The organism is Streptococcus sanguinis, assembly GCF_020729765.1.
Lineage (GTDB): Bacteria > Bacillota > Bacilli > Lactobacillales > Streptococcaceae > Streptococcus > Streptococcus sanguinis_Q.
Genome location: NZ_JAJEPD010000023.1, coordinates 92,277 through 111,610 on the forward strand (window position 1 = coordinate 92,277; position 19,334 = coordinate 111,610).

Sequence of the window (19,334 nt, forward strand, 5' to 3'; positions counted from 1 at the left end):
TTTTATTTAGTTTTTATTTGATGAGCTCGTATTTGAGCTACTGTTAGAGGAGGACGAGCCAGAGCTGTCTGCTGTTTTAGTGTTGACACGCATAGTCGTTTCAAATGGTGTCACCACGCTTGGCATGACATTTCCCTGTCCATCAACCGCCTGCAGCGGTACTGTCCCGCTGTAGTTGCCAGTGATAATGACATTGGTCGGGAGAATAGCTACGACAGACTCAATCTTAGATAAGGTCTCCTCATCACTAGTTACTGTGGCTTCCTTATTTTCCAAGGTCACACCACTGATAGACACATTTTCAGCCACCTGACTGTCTGTGATGAGGTAGCGGACCTCAACCTTCTTGCTAGCCTTTTTTCCAATCTTAACAGAAATCTTCTGCGGAGTGACTGTAGCAGTCAGACCACTTGGCAGGTTTTCCACTTTCAGAGGGATTTCGACTGTGCCTTCTGTAGCCTTGGAAAGATCAGCTACAACTCGAAACTTCCGAGTACTTTCCTGCATTTCACTGGCTAGATTGACACGGTTGGAGCCTGTCAGGGCGACGGAAACTTCAGAAGTGAAGCCGCTGATAAAGTAATTCTCGCTATCATATTTGATGTCAATTGGCACATTGGAAACCGTATTGGTATAAGTTTCAGATGTGACCTGTCGAACTCCAGTATTGTTTTGATAACTGCTTGAGGTTGCATAGACAAAAAGCACTAGGGCAAAGAAAAACGAAGAGATGATATAAAGAATTTTTTTACGTTTTTTCATTTCTTCCATCCTCCCATGAAGCGTTTTTTCAAACCTGCTGGCTTGTCCTGCTCTGATAAGAAGACCTTTCTCAGCTCTATCTCAAACTCATCCAAAGTCAAATCATGCTTGAAAATTCCATTGTGCGTGGTAGAAATACCACCTGTTTCTTCTGAAACGACAAAAGTAAAAGCATCGGATACTTCAGACAGGCCAATAGCTGCGCGGTGTCGAGTTCCAAACTCCTTAGAGATACCACTGCTTTCTGTCAGAGGCAGGTAGGCACAGGAAGCCGCAATCTTATTATTTTTTATGATGACAGCTCCATCATGTAATGGCGTATTGGGGATGAAAATGTTGATTAGCAGCTCTCCGGATACATCAGCATCCAAAGGAATCCCTGTTGCAATGTACTCCTGCAAGGTGCGGGTTCCTTGAATGGCCACCAAAGCCCCGATTTTCCGCGGACTCATATAGGCAACAGAATTGACAAAGGCCTGAACCATCTTTTCCTCGTTACTGATGGGCGTTGTAGAAAAAATATCTGTTGCTCGACCCAGCTTTTCCAATCCTGCACGAATCTCAGGTGAGAAAATCACCACGGCCGCAATGACCCCGTAGGTGATGACCTGATTAATCAGCCAAGAAATGGTGGTCAAGCCGATGATATTGGCAAAAAACTGTGCCAAGATAAAGAAGAGCACCCCGCGGACCAGAATCATAATCTTGGTACCAGCAATGGCCTTGATTAGATAATATAGAATCCATGCGACGATAGCGACGTCAATAATATTAATTACAATCCTCCAAGGGTCCGAAAACAAACTGGCCCAATATTGGAGATTGGTTAGTTGTTGAAAATTCATACTTAGACTTCCTACTCCTCTACAAACAAAATCAAACAGCTGTAGTAACAAATCGAACTTATTAAATCTAGTAACAGCCTGATTTTACCTTGTAATAAGAGTTTACTCAATTAACTTCTCTCTTTTTATTTTACAGTGGGTCTTAATGCTTAAAGACTTACCAACCCATTATATCACGTTTGTCAATATTTTTCTGTAACCTTCTTTACTTTTTTATGATAAAATATTTCTTATGAAGATAAATACAGCCTTGGGCCTCTTGGCAGGCAAGTCCTCCCACTTTGTTCTCAGCAAAATGGGACGCGGCTCTACTCTGCCGGGGAAAGTTGCCCTGACATTTGATAAGAATATTTTACAAAACCTAGCGAAGAACTATGAGGTCGTGGTTATTACCGGAACCAATGGGAAAACTCTGACTACAGCTCTGACAGTAGGCATTCTCAAGGAAGCCTTCGGACAAGTGGTGACCAATCCCAGTGGTGCCAATATGATTACGGGGATTACGACAACCTTCCTGACAGCTAAAAAAGGCAAATCTGGCAAGAATATCGCTGTGCTGGAAATAGACGAAGCCAGCCTATCTCGGATTTGTGATTATATCAAACCCAGCCTCTTCGTCTTTACCAATATTTTCCGCGACCAGATGGACCGCTATGGTGAGATCTACACGACCTACCAGATGATTCTGGATGCTGCAGCTAAAGTGCCTGAAGCAACTGTACTGATGAATGGCGACAGCCCTCTCTTTAACTCGGTCAGCCTAAAGAATCCTGTCCGCTACTATGGATTTGACACCGAGAAAGGTCAGGCTCAGCTCGCTCACTACAATACTGAGGGCATCCTCTGTCCCAAGTGCGAGCATATCCTCAAATACGAACTCAACACCTATGCCAATCTGGGGGCTTATATCTGTGTGGACTGTGGCTTCAAACGTCCTAAGCTTGACTACAGCCTGACCGCTCTCAAAACGCTTGAGCATAACCGCTCTGCCTTTACCATTGATGGTCAAGACTATCAAATCAATATCGGCGGTCTCTACAATATCTACAACGCTCTAGCAGCAGTATCAGTAGCTCAGTTCTTTGGCGTTGAGCCGGCTACTATCAAGGCTGGCTTTGACAAGAGCCGAGCTGTCTTTGGCCGTCAGGAAACCTTCAAAATCGGCGACAAGGAATGTACCTTAGTCTTGATTAAAAATCCGGTTGGGGCGACCCAAGCACTGGATATGATTGGACTTGCACCCTTTGACTTTAGCTTGTCGGTCCTACTCAACGCCAACTATGCGGACGGCATTGATACCAGCTGGATTTGGGATGCTGACTTTGAGAAGATTTTAGAGATGGAGATTCCTCATGTCATTGCAGGTGGTGTCCGCCACTCAGAGATTGCACGTCGACTTCGGGTAACGGGCTATCCAGCAGATCAGATTACTGAAGTCAAAGATTTGGAAGCAGTCTTTAAGACCATTGAGCAGCAAGAAACCAAGCATGCCTATATCTTAGCAACTTATACCGCTATGCTGGAATTTCGCGAATTACTGGCAGAACGACAAGTGGTCAGAAAGGAGATGAACTAATGGTATACAGTTCCCTCACTTCTCCTGAAAATCAGGACTATTGCTATGATATAAAGATTGCTCACCTCTATGGCAATCTCATGAATACCTACGGCGACAACGGCAATGTCCTCATGCTCAAGTATGTGGCTGAAAAACTAGGCGCTAGGGTTAAAGTCGATATCGTCTCTCTAGAAGATGACTTTGACAAGGACAGCTACGACATCGTCTTCTTTGGCGGAGGTCAAGACTATGAGCAAACGATTGTGGCTCGTGACTTGCCGTCTAAAAAAGAAGCTTTGGAAAGTTTTATCAATGAAAATGGCGTTGTGCTAGCTATCTGCGGTGGTTTCCAACTCTTAGGCCAATACTATATAGAAGCTTCTGGCCGACGAATCGAAGGTCTGGGCATCATGGGTCACTATACCCTCAACCAGACCAATAATCGCTATATCGGTGACATCAAGATTCATAACGAAGAATTCGATGAAACCTACTACGGCTTTGAAAATCACCAAGGACGGACTTTCCTCGCTGACGATGAAAAACCTCTGGGCAAAGTCGTCTATGGAAATGGCAACAACCAAGAGGATGGGTGCGAAGGTGTTCATTATAAAAATGTCTTTGGCTCCTACTTCCATGGTCCCATCTTGTCCCGCAATGCGAACTTGGCCTACCGTCTGGTGACCACTGCTCTGAAAAACAAGTATGGCTCAGATATTAAACTGGCTGCTTATGAAGATATCCTTGCCCAAGAAATCCCAGAAGAATACGGAGATATCAAAAGTAAGGCTGAGTTTGAATAGACAAACAGGAGAATCACTATGAAAGAAAAATTACACTATATCCTGCTTTTAATTACCATTCTATTGGTTGCCAGTATTTCCTTGGCCAATATGCAGAGCGTCAATGTTAGCTTTATCCTATTTAGCTTCAAACTTCCCTTAATCATATTGATTTTGGTCTCAGTGCTCCTAGGCTCTGTCACGACCTTTCTCATCAGCATGCTAAAAAACTTCTCGCTGAAAAAAGAGCTAAAGAAAACCAAAGAAGCACTTAAAAATTCCCATACAGAAAACTAGGTTGGAAATCACTCCAACCTAGTCTTTTTGTATTTTCTTTTGATAAAGGTAGGAAATCAAAGCCAATCCCATCACTCCGAAACCAATCAGGAGAAAGGAAAAGGTATGGACACTCTGCAGAACAGTCATCAGAAAAGTCGCAGGAGGCATGAAAAGAATTGCCAGCGTGTAGATTGTTGAGAAAACGCGGCCTAGATACTGCTTGTCCACCTTGGTCTGAACCTGGCTGAAGAAATGAATATTGAAAACAGTCATAAAGAGCTCGCAGATAAGATTACCAGAATAGGAGAAATATGGATGAACCGGTAGCAAGGCAGAGATGCCCATGACTGCGACTCCAACACCAGTCAATAGCAGAGCTAGGAGTAGATTTCCCATAGTGGCCTTAACCTTGCTGGCTAGAATGGCTCCGATGATTGAGCCTATAGCACCCAAACTCAGAATGCTTGCATAAGAGCCGGTCTTACCGTAGAGCTGATTGGTGAAAGGCAATAGATAATTAAAGGCCGCAAAGAAAAAGTTGACTGCAGAAGCTACCAAAAGCAGAAAGAAGATTTCTTTTTGCTGACGGATATAAACTAAACCTTCCTTGATATCTCTCAGGATATTTCCAAAATTGATGGGAGACTTCTGCTTGCTTGGCTCATGATTAGGCAGAAAGTAAACCAAGGCAAAAGCCAGAAAGAAGCTAAGAGCATCCAGCTGAAGAGTCACGCGCAGATTTGCATACTGCATCACGATAAAAGACAAAACTGGAGCTGAGACACTGATAACCTGCAAGGCCAATTCCAGATGAGAATTGTAGGTTACAATGTCTTCCTTGTCCACAATTTCGGTAATATAAGACTTATTAGCTGGCCGAGAAAAAGCAAAGGCTATAGCCTGAACCACATTAGCAAAAATCAGCGCTCCAATCATGAGCTGGTCATTTGAAATAAAAGAAATCAATAGACAAAGACCGGCACAAATCAAATCTGCTACCATCAGCACCTTACGTCTGGAAAAGCGGTCCGTAATGGCCCCACCCAAAGGATTAAATAAGATAGAAGTGACTAGCTCCGATATCTGGTAAATGCCCAAGACCGTCTGTCCCAGAGCTCCCAAAGAAGCAAGCCAGATGCTATTCCCATAATCATAAAGCATATTCCCAATTTTATTAATAGCAGCCCGTGTAATCAGCTGCGCTGCCTGTCGATTCATAAAAATACCTCCTTCCATTTCTGAAACTATTGTATCAGGAATGGAGGGAGGTTCTATATTTTTCCCATATTTGGGAAATTATACTTTTACAAACTTTTCGAAATGCTCTTGATAATAGGCGACTTGCTCAGGTAGTTCCAGAACTTCAAAGATGTGCATGGCTTCCTGCATTTGCTTGATTCCCTGCTTCTTCTGTCCCTTCTGATAAGCCGCAAAACCCTTGAGATAGAGGAATACATTGCGTTCATAGAGTTTGATGCCCTTGCCAATGATTTTCTCCACGTATGACTCAAAATAACTAGCCTTATCAAAAGAACGACTTTCCAAACAATGCTGGTAGCAATTGAGCGCTAGAATCAAGACTAGTCTCTTATGGCGACCGATTTCTTTGTAGTAGTCCTCCCGCTCCATAACTTCCTTGCCCAGACGGTAGACATAGTCCACATCATAAAAACTATAGAGATTGCCAAAGAGAATCAGCTCATACATAGTCCAGTCTTCCACTTGGAAAAGATAATCAGCCACCTTATCTAAATCCTCTTGCCTCATACGAAACTGGCTGTCTCGCTGACAAATCAAGCCCTGCATCAAAATCCAATTCAGTTCATAGTAAAGAGGCGCACTGCTGGCCTTGGCCTTTTCCAACTGCTCCGCTTGCAAGTCCTGAAATCCCTTGATGTCATTTGAGTAGTAAAGAGGGATAATCTTACCCATCATAGCCACGTGCTCATGCTGCTGGAAATTCCGTGCCTTGTCTATAAAATTTTCAAGAGTCACATGAATATTATCCAAGAGATCTAAAAATTTCGAGAAGGTCATGTCCGACTCACCCAGCTCAAAACGAGACAGCTGAGAGGTAGAGCAAACCTGACCCGCCGCTTCCTTCAAAGAATAATGCCCATTTAAACGAAAATCACGAAAAACTTTGCCTAAATCTTCCATTTGTTTACCACTTAAATTCTTTCAGTTGCTTTTCCAAATCCTGTAAATAGGCTTCATCCAAGCCATTCCGGTCTTTTGCTGGGGCTTCTAGACTGGCCAGATAAAGCAAGAACTGGTCCGCCAGTATCTCATATTGATGGAAAGGCAGGCGCTTCATCTGGGCCTGAACGAAATCAGCAGCCTCTGCAAAATGCTCGCTTTCCAGCAGCTCTTGCAAATAATCAGCTCCATCAAGCTGCCGGCCTTGCTCATCTTCAAACTGCCCCAGATCTAAATGCTGGATTGTTAGGCGCAGAGCCGAACCAAGCATATTGGCCGCTCCCTTGATCTGCCGCATAAACCAATCGTTTTCTGTCGTCATCAGTAGCTCCTTTCAAAGCGGGCGGACTGACTGCCCCTAAAAATACTACACCTTCTCCGCAAGTTCTTCCCATTCTAGCATGGCTTCTTCTTGGGCGGCAGTCAGCTGGTCGATTTGCTGCTGGCTCTCCATGAGTTCGGCGGCGTCATTAGTAGCCTGCATGGCTTCCTGAAGCTGACTGATCTGAATGTCCAAGTCCTCGATTTGCGCTTCCAATTGCTCTAGGCGGCGGGCCAGCCGGCGCTGTTCTTTCTGGTTTTCCTTTTGAAGCTGATAGTCATTGGTAGATGATGGCTTATCAGAATCAACCTGCTCCGTCTCCTCACGCAAGGCTTCCTGCTCTGCCTTTTTCTCCAGATAGTAGTCATAATCACCTAGATAAAGGGTAGAGCCTGTTTCAGAAAGCTCGATGATCTGGGTGGCTACGCGATTGATAAAGTAACGGTCATGGCTGACAAAGAGCAAGGTGCCGTCAAAGTCAATCAGGGCATTTTCCAGCACTTCCTTGCTGTCAATGTCCAGATGGTTGGTCGGCTCGTCTAGGATGAGGAAGTTGTTGTTTTCCATAGACAGCTTGGCTAGAAGCAGTCGCGCCCGCTCTCCACCCGACAGCATGCCGACAGACTTCTTGACATCGTCTCCCGAGAAGAGGAAAGCGCCTAAGCGATTGCGAATTTCGACCTCTGGCGTTAGCTTGAAGTCGTTCCATAGCTCATCAAGTACCGTATTGCTGGCAGTCAGTTTACTCTGGGTCTGGTCATAGTAGCCCACTTCCACATTAGACCCCAGCTGCTCCTTGCCTCTGATGAAGGGCACTTGCCCGATTAGTGATTTAATCAGAGTCGTCTTTCCAATCCCATTTGGCCCGACAATAGCTACCGCATTAAACTTGCGAATATCGAGGTTAATTGGCTCCGATAGGACTTCCTCGCCATAGCCAATAGCCGCATCTTCCAGGGTCAGAACAACATTGCCCGAAACTTTATCAGATTTGAAGGTCATATTAGCCGAGCGGCTGCCGGTCTCCGGCTTGTCCAAACGCTCCATCTTTTCCAGCTGCTTACGACGGGACTGAGCCCGCTTGGTTGTGGAAGCCCGAACCAGATTGCGATTGACAAAGTCCTCCAGCGCAGCGATTTCTTTCTGTTGCTTTTCATAGTTCTTGGCTTCAGTGGCCAGCTTTTGCTCCTTTTGGACCACGAAAGTAGAGTAATTGCCCACATAGCGATCCAAGGAATGCTTGGTCAAGTCCAGCGTGATGGTCGCAACCTTGTCTAGGAAATAGCGGTCGTGGCTGACGATGATCAGGGCACCGCTGTAGTTGATTAAGTAAGTCTCCAGCCAGGCAATGGTCTCGATATCCAAGTGGTTGGTCGGCTCGTCCAGTACCAGCAGTTCTGGCTTTTCCAAAAGCATCTTGGCCAGAGCCAGACGGGTATTCTGACCGCCTGACAGTTCAGAAATCTTCATCTTCCACATGGACTGGTCAAACTTGAAGCCATTCAAAATAGCTCGAATATCGGCCTCGTAGGTAAAACCACCTTTCTGGCGAAAATCCTCTGAAAGCTCGTCATACTGGGTCATGAGAGCAGTCAGATCTTCCCCTGACAATTCTCCCATTTGCAGCTCCATCTGCCGCAAGCGCTTCTCTTGCTGACGCAGACTATCAAAGACCAGCAGCATCTCGTCGTAGATAGTATTCTCCGACTCAAAGCGGCTATCCTGAGCCAGATAGGACAGAGACAGGTCTCGTTTTTTATTGATCTGACCAGAAGTAGGCTCTTCCTCGCCCACCAAAATCTTGAGAAGGGTTGACTTCCCAGCTCCATTTTTACCGACGAGGGCAATCCGGTCACCCTCATCCACCTGCAGGTTAATATTGTCAAAAAGAAGCTCCCCTGCAAAAGAGCGCTCAATCTTGCTTGCTTGTAAAATAATCATAAGACCATTATAGCAAATTTCCAGAAGCACAGCTATCAGAATTCAAGAGAAAGCGAACTCAGCTCCCCCAAAAGAAAAAAGACAGTCATACCAGACCGCCTTACATAAAACTATTGAGAATAGATTGATTCTGCAAAATCAGATAAATTCCCAGCAGAATCAGAACTGCAAAGACAACAAATTTAATCATTCCCTTAATCAGACGAATAACCAGAAGGATAATCATGGACCCGACTAGCCACATAAAGGCGGAATTGTGAAAAAATCCCTGAACTGCTTCAATATTCTGGCCGAAGAAGACCTGAATGGGCGCCGGAACATGATTTTCCCAAGCCGCTGTCACTCCTATCTGGTTGGCAATCTCATTGCCGCTTTTCCATAGCCAGACAAAGATTCCCGAGTTAAAAACAAAGAGAAAAACTTGCTCTGGAAAGTGTCGAATCAAGTAAAAAATAGATTTTAACATAGGCTTACGATTGATACAAGTCTTTTACAGCCTGGATATCTGTCGGCTGGATACTGTAAAATGAGCCTGCTGACTGCATCACTGATTCCTCCTCATTATGGTCTAATCCGATAGCATGGCCCAATTCGTGCGCCGCTGTATTGACAATCCGCTCATGAGAATAAGCATAGCGACTGTCCAGCAGGTAGTAACTATTCAGGCGAACCGTGACATGGGTAAACCGCTTGGTTAGGAGATTGGTCTGCGACTCAGCTTCACCAGCTGCACTGATGTTGCCATCGTTCATCTCCGTTGCAACAATGTCCGCCTTGTCTTTGTCATTGATGATTTGAAAGGTGAAGGCACCTGTTTGATTCCAAGAATCAATGGCCTCCTTATAGGCTGAACGGAAGGTTTCATTATTTGTATCGATATAAATCGTGGCACTTGGCTGATCCCAACGAGCCTCTGTTGTTGCATGCTCATCTGTCAGCTGATCCGTCTGCGTCTCCTCACTGCTGTGAAGCCCTGTGGAAATGCCTTGGTGATTTAAAAATTGATCCACTCTGCCAACAGCTGTCTGAACAGCCTGCGTCAGTCCCTCTGTACCCGATTCTGTCGAAGTGGTAAAATAGAAAATTCCGACAATAACCATAAAGCTCAGGACAAAGGACCAGGCAAGTCCCCAAACCACGCGCCCAATCAGACGCATAAGGAACCGGATACTTTTAAAAATAAGTCCCATTGCAACCTCCTTTACTAGATTGTAAGAGAACGTTGATTTTACCACCGCTTTCTTAAAAAAGGCTGAAAAATTAGCCTTCTTCTCATCTATTAGTATAAAAGAAAATGACTACAAATCTGCAACCATTTCTTTTCATACTATTGAATACTCTTTGCAAATCCATTTTTGAGTATAAAATCAAGAACCCTTGTCCAGACTGACCCTTCCACTATTATAGTCCAGGCGAATCCCTTTTTGCACATTCGGGATAAAGACATTGAATTCCAGACTACCATCGCTGGACTTGGCCTCTAGATGAGAACCAACCGGCACTAAATCCGTCTCCGTAGCATAAATCAAGGTTACCCGGTAGCGCACCCGCTTGTTCTTATCCAAAGCCTTACGGATCTTTGTCTCGTAGTAATTCTGCCCTGTCGAATCCGCTTCATTGGCTTGGTTGGACCAGGCCGTCTGCACAGCGATATTGGCAGGATTGCTGGTAGAGGCATCAAAGCCCTTCAAACCACCAATCAGAGAATAGGCCAAAAGATGTCCCCGGTCCACAGCATGATTGTACTCACCAGGGAGCTTCTTGAGTTGATGCCAGCCAGCTGGAACCCATGAAGTGTTGGCATTTCCAGTTTCTTCCCGTTTTTTGTACTGGCGGGTAGACTTGGATAAAAAGGCATTCGCCACCGTCGGAAGGGTTTTCCCTTGAACAAGCTTGGTCTTATTGTCAGCGTAGGGCTTACTCGAAATCCCTGCATCCAAGTCTGTCTTATTTCCATTCACGATAAAGGCACCAGCTCCGTTCCATTCAATGCTGCCTTTGAGCTGAGCTCGGACAGCATCCGTCAGAACGCTCTCAGCCAGTTCCTGACTAGGGGTGCCCTGATCTTGGACTTGCCCAACTCTGATTTCTGAATTTGGACTTTGAAGCAGCTGCTGACCATCCTGTCCCCAGAAATAGCCAGCCAGAGCCAAAATCAAGGCCAGAGTCAACCCAGCCCAGCCTTGCAGGCTCTTAGAATTCCTTTTCTGACTAGTCTTTCTTTTCATCTTCTTTCTTTCAACTTAGCAAACTGGAATCATTTCAGCCAGTCTTTTCGACTAGGAGCTAGTTTCCAGTAAACTTCCCGATTAATTCTTGCCAGGTTTCTGGCGACCAGATAGATCCCTTACCATTTCCGATAACATTATAGCCAATCATCAGAGCCACGAAAAAGAGAATCACGGCTACCAAGAGAACCAGTAAAACAAGGCCAATCTGCCGGCCTAAATATTTAAGATTTTCACTCATCGTCTTCTTCCTTTACACGCTTCACTTTGGCTCCCAAGGCTGCCAATTTCTCATGGAATTTGTAGTAGCCTCGGTCTAAGTGTACCAGCTTGCTGACCTTGGTCTCGCCTTCGGCAATCAAGCCCATCAGAATCAAAGTCGCACTGGCCCGAAGGTCAGTTGACATGACTTCAGCTCCCTGAAGACTGCCACCGCCCCAGATGCGAGCTGTGTCACGCATGATATCAGAGTGCAGCCCCATCCGACGCATTTCCTCCAGATGCTGGAAGCGGTTCTCAAAGACGGTCTCAATCATCGTAGACTCGCCCTTGGCCATAGCCATGAGCGCCGTAAACTGAGCCTGCATGTCGGTAGGGAAGCCCGGATAAGGAAGGGTCTTGACCGAAACTGGTCTGAGCTTCGAAACATCGGAACGAACCCGAATCCCTTCATCTTCCTCTGTCACTTCCACTCCCATTTCCTGCATTTTGGAAAGCAGGGGACGGTTGTGCTCCCAAATGGCATCCTCAATCAGCAAGTCACCGCTGGTCATAGCTGCAGCAACCATAAAAGTCCCTGCTTCGATACGGTCTTGAACCACATTATGCTTGGCCCCTCGCAACTGATCCACTCCGACAATAGTCAGAGTCTCAGTACCTGCTCCTCTGACCTTGGCTCCCATTTCATTCAAAAAGAGAGCTAGGTCAACGATTTCAGGCTCCCGAGCAGCATTTTCAATCACTGTCGTACCTTGAGCCAGCGTCGCAGCCATCATGATGTTTTGTGTTGCTCCTACACTGGGAAAGTCCATGTAAATGTGAGCACCTTTGAGCCGATCGGCTTTAGCTTCGATGTAACCCGCTGTTTGAGTAATCTGAGCTCCCATGGCTTCAAGACCTTTTAGGTGCAAGTCAATAGGCCGACTGCCAATCGTACAGCCGCCAGGCATGGAAACCTTAGCATGACCATTACGAGCCAGAACTGGCCCCAAAACAACGATAGACGCCCGCATTTTGCTGACGTATTTGTAAGGTGCCTCCTCAGACAAGGGCTGGGTGGCATCCACAACAACTGTATTTTCTTCCTGATTAAAATCCACCTGAGTGTTTAAACCGCGGACCACATTGTTCATGGTAAAGACATCAGACAAGACCGGAACATTTTTCAAAACAGACTGGCCCTCGCTAGCCAAGACTGTTGCTGCCAAGAGAGGCAGCACCGCATTTTTTGCTCCTTCAATCTTGACCTTTCCAACTAAACGATTATCTCCACCTTGAATAATAATTTTTTCCATACCGATTCCTTACTCTAAATTTTTAAAATCATCCATACTATCATACCATAAAATCAAAAATATGACCTTATAAAGTACCGTTAAAAATCGCCCGGCTCATATCGTAAATACCAATGAAGAAAAGGCTAACCAGATAGCCCAAGGCGATGCTGAACAAGAGAATCAAAAAGCGAATCTTCATGGCATTATCGGCATTAACCTTGAAAAATCTCTCCCACTCAACAACTGTTGACAGCAGATGAAAGGCAAAGAAAATAAAGAGCAAATGACTGCATAATTTAAAAATAACTTCTACCATAACTTTTATTATACCACAAGACCCGAGTGAGAGACGAACTAAACAGTCCTGTCCTTTTTTTGGAAAAGAAAACTGAGACAGATCTGCCTCAGTTTTGCATATTCATTTTGTATTCATGAAAGCATCTTACCAGATGATCAATGACTTCCATCAATCTATGTAAAATAGCTTCTTATAATCTTGTTCCGACATTGATCCGGTTGATTGCCCGCTGCAGGGCAATCTTAGCCCGGCGTTCTTGGTCAATCAAATGCTTATCATGTGCTTCTTCGATTTCTTGCTCAGCTCGGAGCTTAGCTCGCTCAGCCCGACTAATATCGATATCTCGCGCACGCTCAGCTGAATCCGCCACAATGGTAATGACATTGTCTGCAATTTCAATGATTCCGCCGTTGACCGCAATCCAGTCGATATGCTTGTCATCATCAACCCGGCGTACTTTGACCTGATCTACTTCTAAAACAGCAATGGTATTGATGTGGCGGGGCAAAATCCCCAGCTCACCATCAATGGTCTTTACGGAAACAAATGCAGCATGGTGATCATAAATAAGACCATCCGGTGTCACGATTTGTACTGTCATTTGAGCCATCATTCACCTCTTAGAATCCCATTTTCTCAGCCTTGGCCAATACATCCTCGATGGATCCCACACCACGGAAGGCGTCTTCTGGCAGCTTATCGTGCTTACCTTCAAGGATTTCCTTGAAACCACGAACCGTTTCAGCTACTGGTACATAAGAGCCTGGCTGGCCGGTAAATTGCTCCGCCACATTGAAGTTCTGTGACAGGAAGAACTGAATCCGACGCGCACGTGCAACCAGCGTCTTCTCATCATCTGATAACTCATCCATACCAAGGATAGCAATGATATCCTGCAATTCATGATAACGTTGCAGAACCCGCTTAACCTCTGCTGCCACTGCATAGTGCTCTTCTCCGACAATCTCAGGAGAAAGGGCACGAGAGCTGGAAGCCAATGGATCCACGGCTGGATAAATCCCAAGCTGAACCAATTTCCGCTCTAGGTTGGTTGTAGAGTCCAAGTGAGCAAAAGCTGTCGCTGGTGCTGGGTCAGTATAGTCATCCGCTGGTACATAAATAGCCTGGATGGAAGTAACGGAACCTTTCTTGGTTGAGGTAATCCGTTCTTGTAACTGTCCCATTTCTGTCGCAAGTGTTGGTTGGTAACCAACGGCTGACGGCATGCGGCCCAAAAGGGCAGATACTTCCGAACCAGCCTGCGTAAAGCGGAAGATGTTGTCAATAAAGAGCAGCACGTCCTGACCTTCCACATCACGGAAATATTCCGCGATAGTCAGTCCGGTAAGAGCAACCCGCATCCGAGCTCCTGGCGGTTCATTCATCTGACCAAAGACCATAGCCGTCTTTTCGATAACGCCAGACTCTTTCATTTCCCAGTAGAGGTCATTCCCTTCACGCGTCCGTTCACCAACACCTGTAAAGACAGAAATCCCACCGTGCTCTTGGGCAATGTTGTGGATCAATTCCTGAATCAGGACTGTTTTCCCTACTCCGGCACCGCCAAAGAGACCAACTTTCCCACCTTTCAGATAAGGTGCCAGGAGGTCGATAACCTTGATCCCTGTTTCCAGGATTTCTGATGAAGTTGATAGTTCATCAAAGGTCGGTGCCTTCTTATGAATCGGCTGGCGCTCTGCATCAGCAGGAAATGGCGCATCCAAGTCAATAGTATCCCCAAGGACATTGAACACCCGCCCCAGAGTTTCCTTGCCGACTGGCACAGAAATAGGACGACCAGTATCCAAGACCTCTAAACCACGCGTCAAACCATCGGTCGACTCCATGGCAATGGTCCGCACCACACCGTCACCAAGCTCAAGAGCTACTTCAAGGACGATTTTTGATTTTTTCTCATCATTTTTATAGACTACAAGTGCATTATTTATCTCAGGTAGTTTGTCTCCGGCAGCAAACGCAACGTCTACGACCGGCCCGATAACCTGAGCAATTTTGCCTGAGCTCATGTTTTTTCCCTCGTTTAATTTCTAATTCATTTGTGGCCTTATTCTAGGGCACTTGCACCCGCCACGATTTCAGTAATTTCCTGCGTAATGGCAGCCTGCCGAGCGCGGTTGTACTGAATAGTCAAATCACTGATGACCTTTTTAGCATTGTCTGTCGCTGTCTGCATAGCAGTCATGCCGGCAGCATTCTCAGCCGTCTTGGCATCAATAATAGCACCGTAAATCATGCTCTCTGCAAACTGGGGCAGCAGTTGGTCCAAGATAGAATCCCGACTGGACTCCAGTTCCAGATTCAGCGTATAATCTTCATCAGCTTCATTGGGGTCCAAGTCAATAATTGGCAGCATCTGCTCCACCCGCATCTGACTGGTCAGACTGTTGACATGGTGGTTATAGCAGACATAGAGCTCATCAAAGAGTTCATTCTGATACATCTCAATGGTTTTGCTAATGATTTTACGAACCTCATCAAAGCTAGGCTGGTCGGCTAGACCACGCAGTTCATAAACTGGCTGAATGCCCCGAGCTCGGAAGAAATCCGCACCGACGCTTCCGATACAGATGACTTCAAAGTCCTCTCCAGTCGGATGGTACTCAGCTTTCAGCTCCATCAAAGCCTTGAGAATGGTTGCGTTATAACCGCCTACCAGACCGCGGTCAGAAGTAATGACAATATAGGCTGATTTCTTGACTGGCCGACTGATTAACATTGAGTGATGACGGGCATTTTCTGCCTCGTGGCCATGCAGCATATCCGTAACTAACTTACGCACTTTCTGGGCATAGACCTGAAAGTTCTTAGCTGCTTCCTCAGACTTTCCCAACTTAGCAGCAGAAACCATCTGCATGGCATTGGTGATTTGACTGGTGTTTTTCGTGGATGCAATTTTATTTTTAATATCATTTAATGAAACTGCCATCTGACACCTCTATTCTTATTTGAAGCTAGACTGGTCAATAAACTCAGTAATGGCAGCATCCAAGACTTCTTCGCTTGGAAGATCTTTCGTTGTCCGAATGGTTTCATAAATGCTTTCTTGATGTGCATCAAAGTAGGCAAATAGTTCTGACTCAAAGCGCAGAATATCGTCTACTGGCACACTGTCTAAGAAACCATGGGTCAAAGCATAGAGAATCACGACCTGCTTTTCAACCGGCAGCGGCTCATGAATCGGCTGTTTCAAGACTTCTACAGTCCTGCGTCCACGATTGAGTTTGGCCTGCGTTGCTGCATCCAAATCACTACCAAACTTAGTAAAGGCCTCCAGCTCCCGATAAGAAGCCAGGTCGATACGCAGGGTTCCAGCTACTTTCTTCATAGCTTTGATTTGGGCAGAGCCCCCAACCCGTGATACAGAAGAACCTGCATCAATAGCTGGACGTACCCCAGCATTGAACAGGCTGTCGCTGAGGAAAATTTGTCCGTCAGTGATTGAAATCACGTTGGTCGCGATATAAGCTGAAATATCTCCTGCCTGCGTTTCAATAAATGGCAAAGCTGTAATCGAACCACCGCCCAGCTCATCAGAAACCTTGGCTGAACGTTCCAGGAGACGGCTATGCAGATAGAAAACATCTCCTGGAAAGGCCTCACGGCCTGGCGGACGACGGAGCAAGAGGGACAGTTCACGGTAGGCTACAGCCTGCTTAGACAAGTCATCATAGACAATCAAAACATGCTTGCCATTATACATGAACTCTTCTGCCATCGCTACACCAGCATAAGGCGCTAGGAAAAGCAAAGGCGACGGCTGTGAAGCAGAGGCTGTCACGACAATGGTATAGTCCAAAGCACCATACTGACGGAGCGTTTCTACCTGCGTACGAACGGTAGATTCTTTCTGACCAATCGCCACATAGATACAAATCATATCCTGACCTTTCTGGTTCAGGATGGCATCAATGGCAATGGTCGTCTTCCCAGTCTGACGGTCCCCGATAATCAGCTCCCGCTGGCCGCGGCCAATCGGAACCAAGGCATCAATAGCCTTGAGACCTGTCTGCAAAGGCTCAGATACTGACTTACGCTGCATAACACCAGGAGCCGGTGTTTCAACCGGACGTGTCTTGTCCGTGACAATGTCACCAAGTCCATCAACAGGACGACCCAGCGGATCAACAACCCGTCCAATCAAGGCCTCTCCCACAGGAACTTCCATGATTTTACCAGTCCGACGAATGGTATCTCCCTCACGAATGTCTGTAAAGTCTCCCAAGATGATAATCCCAACATCGGTCGACTCTAGATTTTGCGCCATACCATAAGAGCCATTTTCAAAGATTAACAGCTCTCCGCTCATAGCCTTATCCAGACCATGAGCACGCGCAATTCCATCACCAATATAAGTGACGACCCCTGTTTCTGTGACGTCAAAATTTGGCTGGAAATTTTCAATTTGTTGCTTAATTAAAGCGCTGATTTCTTGTGCGTTAATCGCCAAAATTCACACCACTTTCTATTTCAATTTTTCTTTTACGACTTGTAATTGACGTTTTATGCTTGCATCAATTGTTTTGTTATTGGCAGAGATGACAAAGCCACCAATCAAGCTGCTGTCCAATTCTTCCTTGAGCGAACGGACTTTTAGGCCCATCTTCTGCTCAATAATCGGCCGAATCTTCTCCTTCTGACTGGCTGTCAAAGGCTGAACAGAGCGTAGCGTCACCTCAAACTCATTGCTAATCTTTTCAAGCTGGTGCTGGCTCTCCAGCACAATCTCATAAAAGAGGTCCTCACGATGATTGAGAATGACGATTTCAATCAGATTATCAAGCAATTGCGAACCAGAGTTTTGAAAGAGTCTCAGACTCTTCTCTTTCTCATGGTCACTGATGCCGATATGTGACAAAAAGTCAGCAAGGCCGGTCTCCGCAAAAACAGCCTTAATCTGACTCAGTTTTTCAAAAACATCTTCTTGCTGACCTTTTTCAAAGACCGTCTGAACAAAAGGCAAAGCATATTTCTCAATGATTGCATATTGCTTCTTATCCATCAGGCATCTCCTAACTGTTTGATATAGCGGTCGATGAGCTCGCTCTGAGCTTCCTTATCCAGTTCCTGGCTCAAAATCTTACTAGCCAGAGCCACTGTCAAGTCAGCCACTTCTCCTTTGATGCTGCTCATAGCCTCTGCCTTGTTTTGGGCAATTTCCTGATTGGCTTTAGCCTTCAAGCGCCCTGCTTCTTCTGCTGCATTAGCTAGGATTCCAGCCTTATTCTTCTCAGCTGTCTCCTTAGCTGTCTCAACGATAGAAACTGCTTCGACCCGACTGCCTGCCAGAGCTTCCTCACGCTTTTGCGCCAAGTCTTCAGCTTTCTTACGGGCAGCTTCTGCACCATCAATATCGTCTGAAATCTTTTGAGCACGCTGATCTAAAATCCCGATAATATTGCCCCAAGCAAACTTCTTAATGAGAAATACTAAAAGAAGAAAGGAGCCGGCAATGAAGATAAAGTTGCCAATAATTTCACCTACGGTTATATTCATTTTATCTATCCTTTCTTTTTATTCTACCTCACCATTAATCTTTTTACCAAGATACATAGATGTTAGCATGGTAAAAACATAGGCTTGGATACAGGAAATGAAGATGGAAAAACCAGTCCAAACCATGTTCATAATAAAGGCAATTGGATACCAATACGCTGCTTGATGTGCCCAAGTCAAGAGCAAACCAGCCAATACTTCACCTGCAAAAATATTCCCATAAATCCGCAAGGCTAGCGAAGCAAAATTGGTAAATTCTTCCAAGATATTCATGGGTGTCATGATACCTGGAGTCACAAAACCTTTCAGATATCCTTTTATACCTTGACGACGGATTCCTTCTACATGACAGAATACCGTCACTAAAAGAGAGAAGCCTAGGTCAAAAGCGAGATTGGCTGTCGGCGATGTCCAGAGATTGAAACCATTGGTTGTCTGAACCTTAGCCATTAACCCCAAGTTATTTGCCACAGCAACGAAAAGAAAGAGGGAGAATAGAAAAAGCGAGTAATTCTTCATATAATGCTCGCCAACGTTTCCCTTGGTAAAATCTATGACAAAGTCATAGATATATTCCAAAGCATTCTGCTTTCTTGACGGCTTAATCGTCATCTTTCGACTTGCCCAATAAACAAGTCCAAAAGTTACAAACACCGTCAGCAGAGTCATGGCCAGCAGGGTCAAATCAAAGGTCACAGGACCTATATTGATAGTTGGATTAATACTTTCTTCCAACAGATGACACCCCCTTTTCTAAAGAGAATCCTTTCTTATTTGATAACAAAGGACATAGCCAGCGTTACAAAGAAAGTACCTTCAACAAAGGCTACTCCCAAGATTAGGAGGCTTCGTAATTGACCGATAATTTCTGGCTGACGAGCTGCCGCCTTAAATAGATTACTCATAATCATACCTTCAGCAATTGATACGCCCAAGCAGGCCAAACAAAGTCCTAAATATGTTAAATTCATGATGACTTCTCCTTTATATTTTAAAATTTACTTCCTTAGTTTACTCCTAAAATATCAAATAGTCAATCTTTTGCCACCGTTGTAAGCGTTTTTTGTTTCATTCTTTTGATTTATAAATTTTCCTGTCAAAACAATTGAA

At 45.3% G+C, this 19,334-nt stretch carries 23 protein-coding genes; 3 read left to right on the forward strand and 20 right to left on the reverse strand.

Annotation, left to right across the window (positions count from 1 at the left end; translation table 11 throughout):
- Nucleotides 1-6 precede the first annotated feature (6 nt).
- Both K4H96_RS02155 and cdaA read right to left on the reverse strand, forming a co-directional pair.
- On the reverse strand, nucleotides 7-771 hold the full coding sequence (locus K4H96_RS02155) for a CdaR family protein (RefSeq protein ID WP_185760129.1): 765 nt from the start codon (nucleotides 769-771) through the stop codon (nucleotides 7-9).
- Complete coding sequence (gene cdaA / locus K4H96_RS02160) at nucleotides 759-1,607, reverse strand: diadenylate cyclase CdaA (RefSeq protein ID WP_223337580.1); 849 nt, start codon at nucleotides 1,605-1,607, stop codon at nucleotides 759-761. The genes K4H96_RS02155 and cdaA overlap by 13 nt, the downstream gene beginning before the upstream one ends.
- Before the next feature lie 232 nt (nucleotides 1,608-1,839).
- Here cdaA and murT point away from each other — a divergent pair, with 232 nt between their 5' ends.
- Genes murT through K4H96_RS02175 form a run of 3 tightly spaced genes read left to right on the forward strand, consistent with a single transcriptional unit; the run spans nucleotide 1,840 to nucleotide 4,244 of the window.
- Complete coding sequence (gene murT, locus K4H96_RS02165; protein ID WP_168956149.1) at nucleotides 1,840-3,183, forward strand: lipid II isoglutaminyl synthase subunit MurT; 1,344 nt, start codon at nucleotides 1,840-1,842, stop codon at nucleotides 3,181-3,183.
- Nucleotides 3,183-3,968 carry a lipid II isoglutaminyl synthase subunit GatD gene (gatD, locus tag K4H96_RS02170; RefSeq protein ID WP_223337579.1) on the forward strand — a complete coding sequence of 262 codons (786 nt, stop codon included), beginning with the start codon at nucleotides 3,183-3,185 and terminating at the stop codon, nucleotides 3,966-3,968. Before murT ends, gatD begins: the two co-directional genes overlap by 1 nt.
- 18 nt (nucleotides 3,969-3,986) lie before the next feature.
- Nucleotides 3,987-4,244, forward strand: coding sequence for a LapA family protein (locus tag K4H96_RS02175; RefSeq protein WP_006267878.1), 258 nt, complete (start codon nucleotides 3,987-3,989; stop codon nucleotides 4,242-4,244).
- Nucleotides 4,245-4,262: 18 nt separating this feature from the next.
- On the opposite strand, the gene K4H96_RS02180 is transcribed toward K4H96_RS02175, so the two are convergent.
- The 18 genes from K4H96_RS02180 to K4H96_RS02265 all read right to left on the reverse strand — a co-directional run bounded on the left by K4H96_RS02180 (nucleotide 4,263) and on the right by K4H96_RS02265 (nucleotide 19,195).
- Nucleotides 4,263-5,444 carry an MFS transporter gene (locus tag K4H96_RS02180; protein WP_317628001.1) on the reverse strand — a complete coding sequence of 394 codons (1,182 nt, stop codon included), beginning with the start codon at nucleotides 5,442-5,444 and terminating at the stop codon, nucleotides 4,263-4,265.
- Nucleotides 5,445-5,522: 78 nt separating this feature from the next.
- Entirely contained in the window at nucleotides 5,523-6,386 is an 864-nt protein-coding gene (locus K4H96_RS02185) for an Rgg family transcriptional regulator (RefSeq protein ID WP_223337577.1), read from the reverse strand.
- A 4-nt stretch (nucleotides 6,387-6,390) separates the two neighbouring features.
- On the reverse strand, nucleotides 6,391-6,747 hold the full coding sequence (locus K4H96_RS02190; protein ID WP_045773717.1) for a hypothetical protein: 357 nt from the start codon (nucleotides 6,745-6,747) through the stop codon (nucleotides 6,391-6,393).
- Nucleotides 6,748-6,792: 45 nt separating this feature from the next.
- On the reverse strand, nucleotides 6,793-8,688 hold the full coding sequence (locus K4H96_RS02195) for an ABC-F family ATP-binding cassette domain-containing protein (RefSeq protein WP_223337576.1): 1,896 nt from the start codon (nucleotides 8,686-8,688) through the stop codon (nucleotides 6,793-6,795).
- Between the two features lie 100 nt (nucleotides 8,689-8,788).
- A complete protein-coding gene (locus tag K4H96_RS02200; protein WP_223337575.1) occupies nucleotides 8,789-9,154 on the reverse strand; it encodes a hypothetical protein in 366 nt (121 codons plus the stop codon).
- Nucleotides 9,155-9,158: 4 nt separating this feature from the next.
- Nucleotides 9,159-9,878, reverse strand: a complete 720-nt coding sequence (locus tag K4H96_RS02205) for a matrixin family metalloprotease (protein WP_223337574.1) — start codon at nucleotides 9,876-9,878, stop codon at nucleotides 9,159-9,161.
- Between the two features lie 177 nt (nucleotides 9,879-10,055).
- The gene (locus tag K4H96_RS02210; protein ID WP_223337573.1) at nucleotides 10,056-10,916 is read right to left on the reverse strand and encodes a DNA/RNA non-specific endonuclease; all 861 of its coding nucleotides are present in this window, start codon (nucleotides 10,914-10,916) and stop codon (nucleotides 10,056-10,058) included.
- 58 nt (nucleotides 10,917-10,974) lie between these two features.
- The gene (locus tag K4H96_RS02215; protein WP_002917490.1) at nucleotides 10,975-11,157 is read right to left on the reverse strand and encodes a DNA-directed RNA polymerase subunit beta; all 183 of its coding nucleotides are present in this window, start codon (nucleotides 11,155-11,157) and stop codon (nucleotides 10,975-10,977) included.
- Entirely contained in the window at nucleotides 11,150-12,430 is a 1,281-nt protein-coding gene (gene murA / locus K4H96_RS02220) for a UDP-N-acetylglucosamine 1-carboxyvinyltransferase (protein ID WP_223337572.1), read from the reverse strand. The genes K4H96_RS02215 and murA overlap by 8 nt, the downstream gene beginning before the upstream one ends.
- A gap of 67 nt (nucleotides 12,431-12,497) precedes the next feature.
- Nucleotides 12,498-12,728, reverse strand: a complete 231-nt coding sequence (locus K4H96_RS02225; RefSeq protein ID WP_002897901.1) for a DUF1146 family protein — start codon at nucleotides 12,726-12,728, stop codon at nucleotides 12,498-12,500.
- Nucleotides 12,729-12,900: 172 nt separating this feature from the next.
- Nucleotides 12,901-13,323 (reverse strand): F0F1 ATP synthase subunit epsilon, encoded by a 423-nt coding sequence (locus tag K4H96_RS02230; protein WP_223337571.1) that lies wholly within the window; start codon nucleotides 13,321-13,323, stop codon nucleotides 12,901-12,903.
- 7 nt (nucleotides 13,324-13,330) lie between these two features.
- Nucleotides 13,331-14,737 carry a F0F1 ATP synthase subunit beta gene (atpD, locus tag K4H96_RS02235; RefSeq protein WP_002897903.1) on the reverse strand — a complete coding sequence of 469 codons (1,407 nt, stop codon included), beginning with the start codon at nucleotides 14,735-14,737 and terminating at the stop codon, nucleotides 13,331-13,333.
- Between the two features lie 38 nt (nucleotides 14,738-14,775).
- Nucleotides 14,776-15,657: a F0F1 ATP synthase subunit gamma gene (locus K4H96_RS02240; RefSeq protein WP_002895995.1), complete on the reverse strand. Its 882-nt coding sequence runs from the start codon at nucleotides 15,655-15,657 to the stop codon at nucleotides 14,776-14,778.
- 15 nt (nucleotides 15,658-15,672) lie between these two features.
- Nucleotides 15,673-17,178 (reverse strand): F0F1 ATP synthase subunit alpha, encoded by a 1,506-nt coding sequence (gene atpA / locus K4H96_RS02245; protein ID WP_002895997.1) that lies wholly within the window; start codon nucleotides 17,176-17,178, stop codon nucleotides 15,673-15,675.
- 15 nt (nucleotides 17,179-17,193) lie between these two features.
- On the reverse strand, nucleotides 17,194-17,730 hold the full coding sequence (locus K4H96_RS02250) for a F0F1 ATP synthase subunit delta (RefSeq protein WP_002904151.1): 537 nt from the start codon (nucleotides 17,728-17,730) through the stop codon (nucleotides 17,194-17,196).
- Entirely contained in the window at nucleotides 17,730-18,224 is a 495-nt protein-coding gene (gene atpF / locus K4H96_RS02255) for a F0F1 ATP synthase subunit B (protein WP_223337570.1), read from the reverse strand. Before atpF ends, K4H96_RS02250 begins: the two co-directional genes overlap by 1 nt.
- Nucleotides 18,225-18,242: 18 nt before the next feature.
- On the reverse strand, nucleotides 18,243-18,959 hold the full coding sequence (gene atpB, locus K4H96_RS02260; protein ID WP_002896002.1) for a F0F1 ATP synthase subunit A: 717 nt from the start codon (nucleotides 18,957-18,959) through the stop codon (nucleotides 18,243-18,245).
- Nucleotides 18,960-18,994: 35 nt separating this feature from the next.
- Nucleotides 18,995-19,195, reverse strand: coding sequence for a F0F1 ATP synthase subunit C (locus tag K4H96_RS02265; protein ID WP_002896005.1), 201 nt, complete (start codon nucleotides 19,193-19,195; stop codon nucleotides 18,995-18,997).
- Nucleotides 19,196-19,334: the final 139 nt, after the last annotated feature.

Bases quoted from the DNA above. Each gene is read 5' to 3' on its own strand.
- K4H96_RS02200 (WP_223337575.1), bottom strand. From the start codon at position 9,154: ATGTTAAAATCTATTTTTTACTTGATTCGACACTTTCCAGAGCAAGTT.
- K4H96_RS02190 (WP_045773717.1), bottom strand. From the start codon at position 6,747: ATGACGACAGAAAACGATTGGTTTATGCGGCAGATCAAGGGAGCGGCC.
- K4H96_RS02250 (WP_002904151.1), bottom strand. From the start codon at position 17,730: ATGGATAAGAAGCAATATGCAATCATTGAGAAATATGCTTTGCCTTTT.
- K4H96_RS02180 (WP_317628001.1), bottom strand. From the start codon at position 5,444: ATGAATCGACAGGCAGCGCAGCTGATTACACGGGCTGCTATTAATAAA.
- K4H96_RS02240 (WP_002895995.1), bottom strand. From the start codon at position 15,657: ATGGCAGTTTCATTAAATGATATTAAAAATAAAATTGCATCCACGAAA.
- cdaA (WP_223337580.1), bottom strand. From the start codon at position 1,607: ATGAATTTTCAACAACTAACCAATCTCCAATATTGGGCCAGTTTGTTT.
- K4H96_RS02210 (WP_223337573.1), bottom strand. From the start codon at position 10,916: ATGAAAAGAAAGACTAGTCAGAAAAGGAATTCTAAGAGCCTGCAAGGC.
- murA (WP_223337572.1), bottom strand. From the start codon at position 12,430: ATGGAAAAAATTATTATTCAAGGTGGAGATAATCGTTTAGTTGGAAAG.
- K4H96_RS02195 (WP_223337576.1), bottom strand. From the start codon at position 8,688: ATGATTATTTTACAAGCAAGCAAGATTGAGCGCTCTTTTGCAGGGGAG.
- K4H96_RS02230 (WP_223337571.1), bottom strand. From the start codon at position 13,323: ATGATGGCTCAAATGACAGTACAAATCGTGACACCGGATGGTCTTATT.
- gatD (WP_223337579.1), top strand. From the start codon at position 3,183: ATGGTATACAGTTCCCTCACTTCTCCTGAAAATCAGGACTATTGCTAT.
- murT (WP_168956149.1), top strand. From the start codon at position 1,840: ATGAAGATAAATACAGCCTTGGGCCTCTTGGCAGGCAAGTCCTCCCAC.
- atpD (WP_002897903.1), bottom strand. From the start codon at position 14,737: ATGAGCTCAGGCAAAATTGCTCAGGTTATCGGGCCGGTCGTAGACGTT.
- K4H96_RS02155 (WP_185760129.1), bottom strand. From the start codon at position 771: ATGGAAGAAATGAAAAAACGTAAAAAAATTCTTTATATCATCTCTTCG.
- K4H96_RS02205 (WP_223337574.1), bottom strand. From the start codon at position 9,878: ATGGGACTTATTTTTAAAAGTATCCGGTTCCTTATGCGTCTGATTGGG.
- K4H96_RS02215 (WP_002917490.1), bottom strand. From the start codon at position 11,157: ATGAGTGAAAATCTTAAATATTTAGGCCGGCAGATTGGCCTTGTTTTA.
- K4H96_RS02225 (WP_002897901.1), bottom strand. From the start codon at position 12,728: ATGGTAGAAGTTATTTTTAAATTATGCAGTCATTTGCTCTTTATTTTC.
- K4H96_RS02185 (WP_223337577.1), bottom strand. From the start codon at position 6,386: ATGGAAGATTTAGGCAAAGTTTTTCGTGATTTTCGTTTAAATGGGCAT.
- atpF (WP_223337570.1), bottom strand. From the start codon at position 18,224: ATGAATATAACCGTAGGTGAAATTATTGGCAACTTTATCTTCATTGCC.
- K4H96_RS02265 (WP_002896005.1), bottom strand. From the start codon at position 19,195: ATGAATTTAACATATTTAGGACTTTGTTTGGCCTGCTTGGGCGTATCA.
- K4H96_RS02175 (WP_006267878.1), top strand. From the start codon at position 3,987: ATGAAAGAAAAATTACACTATATCCTGCTTTTAATTACCATTCTATTG.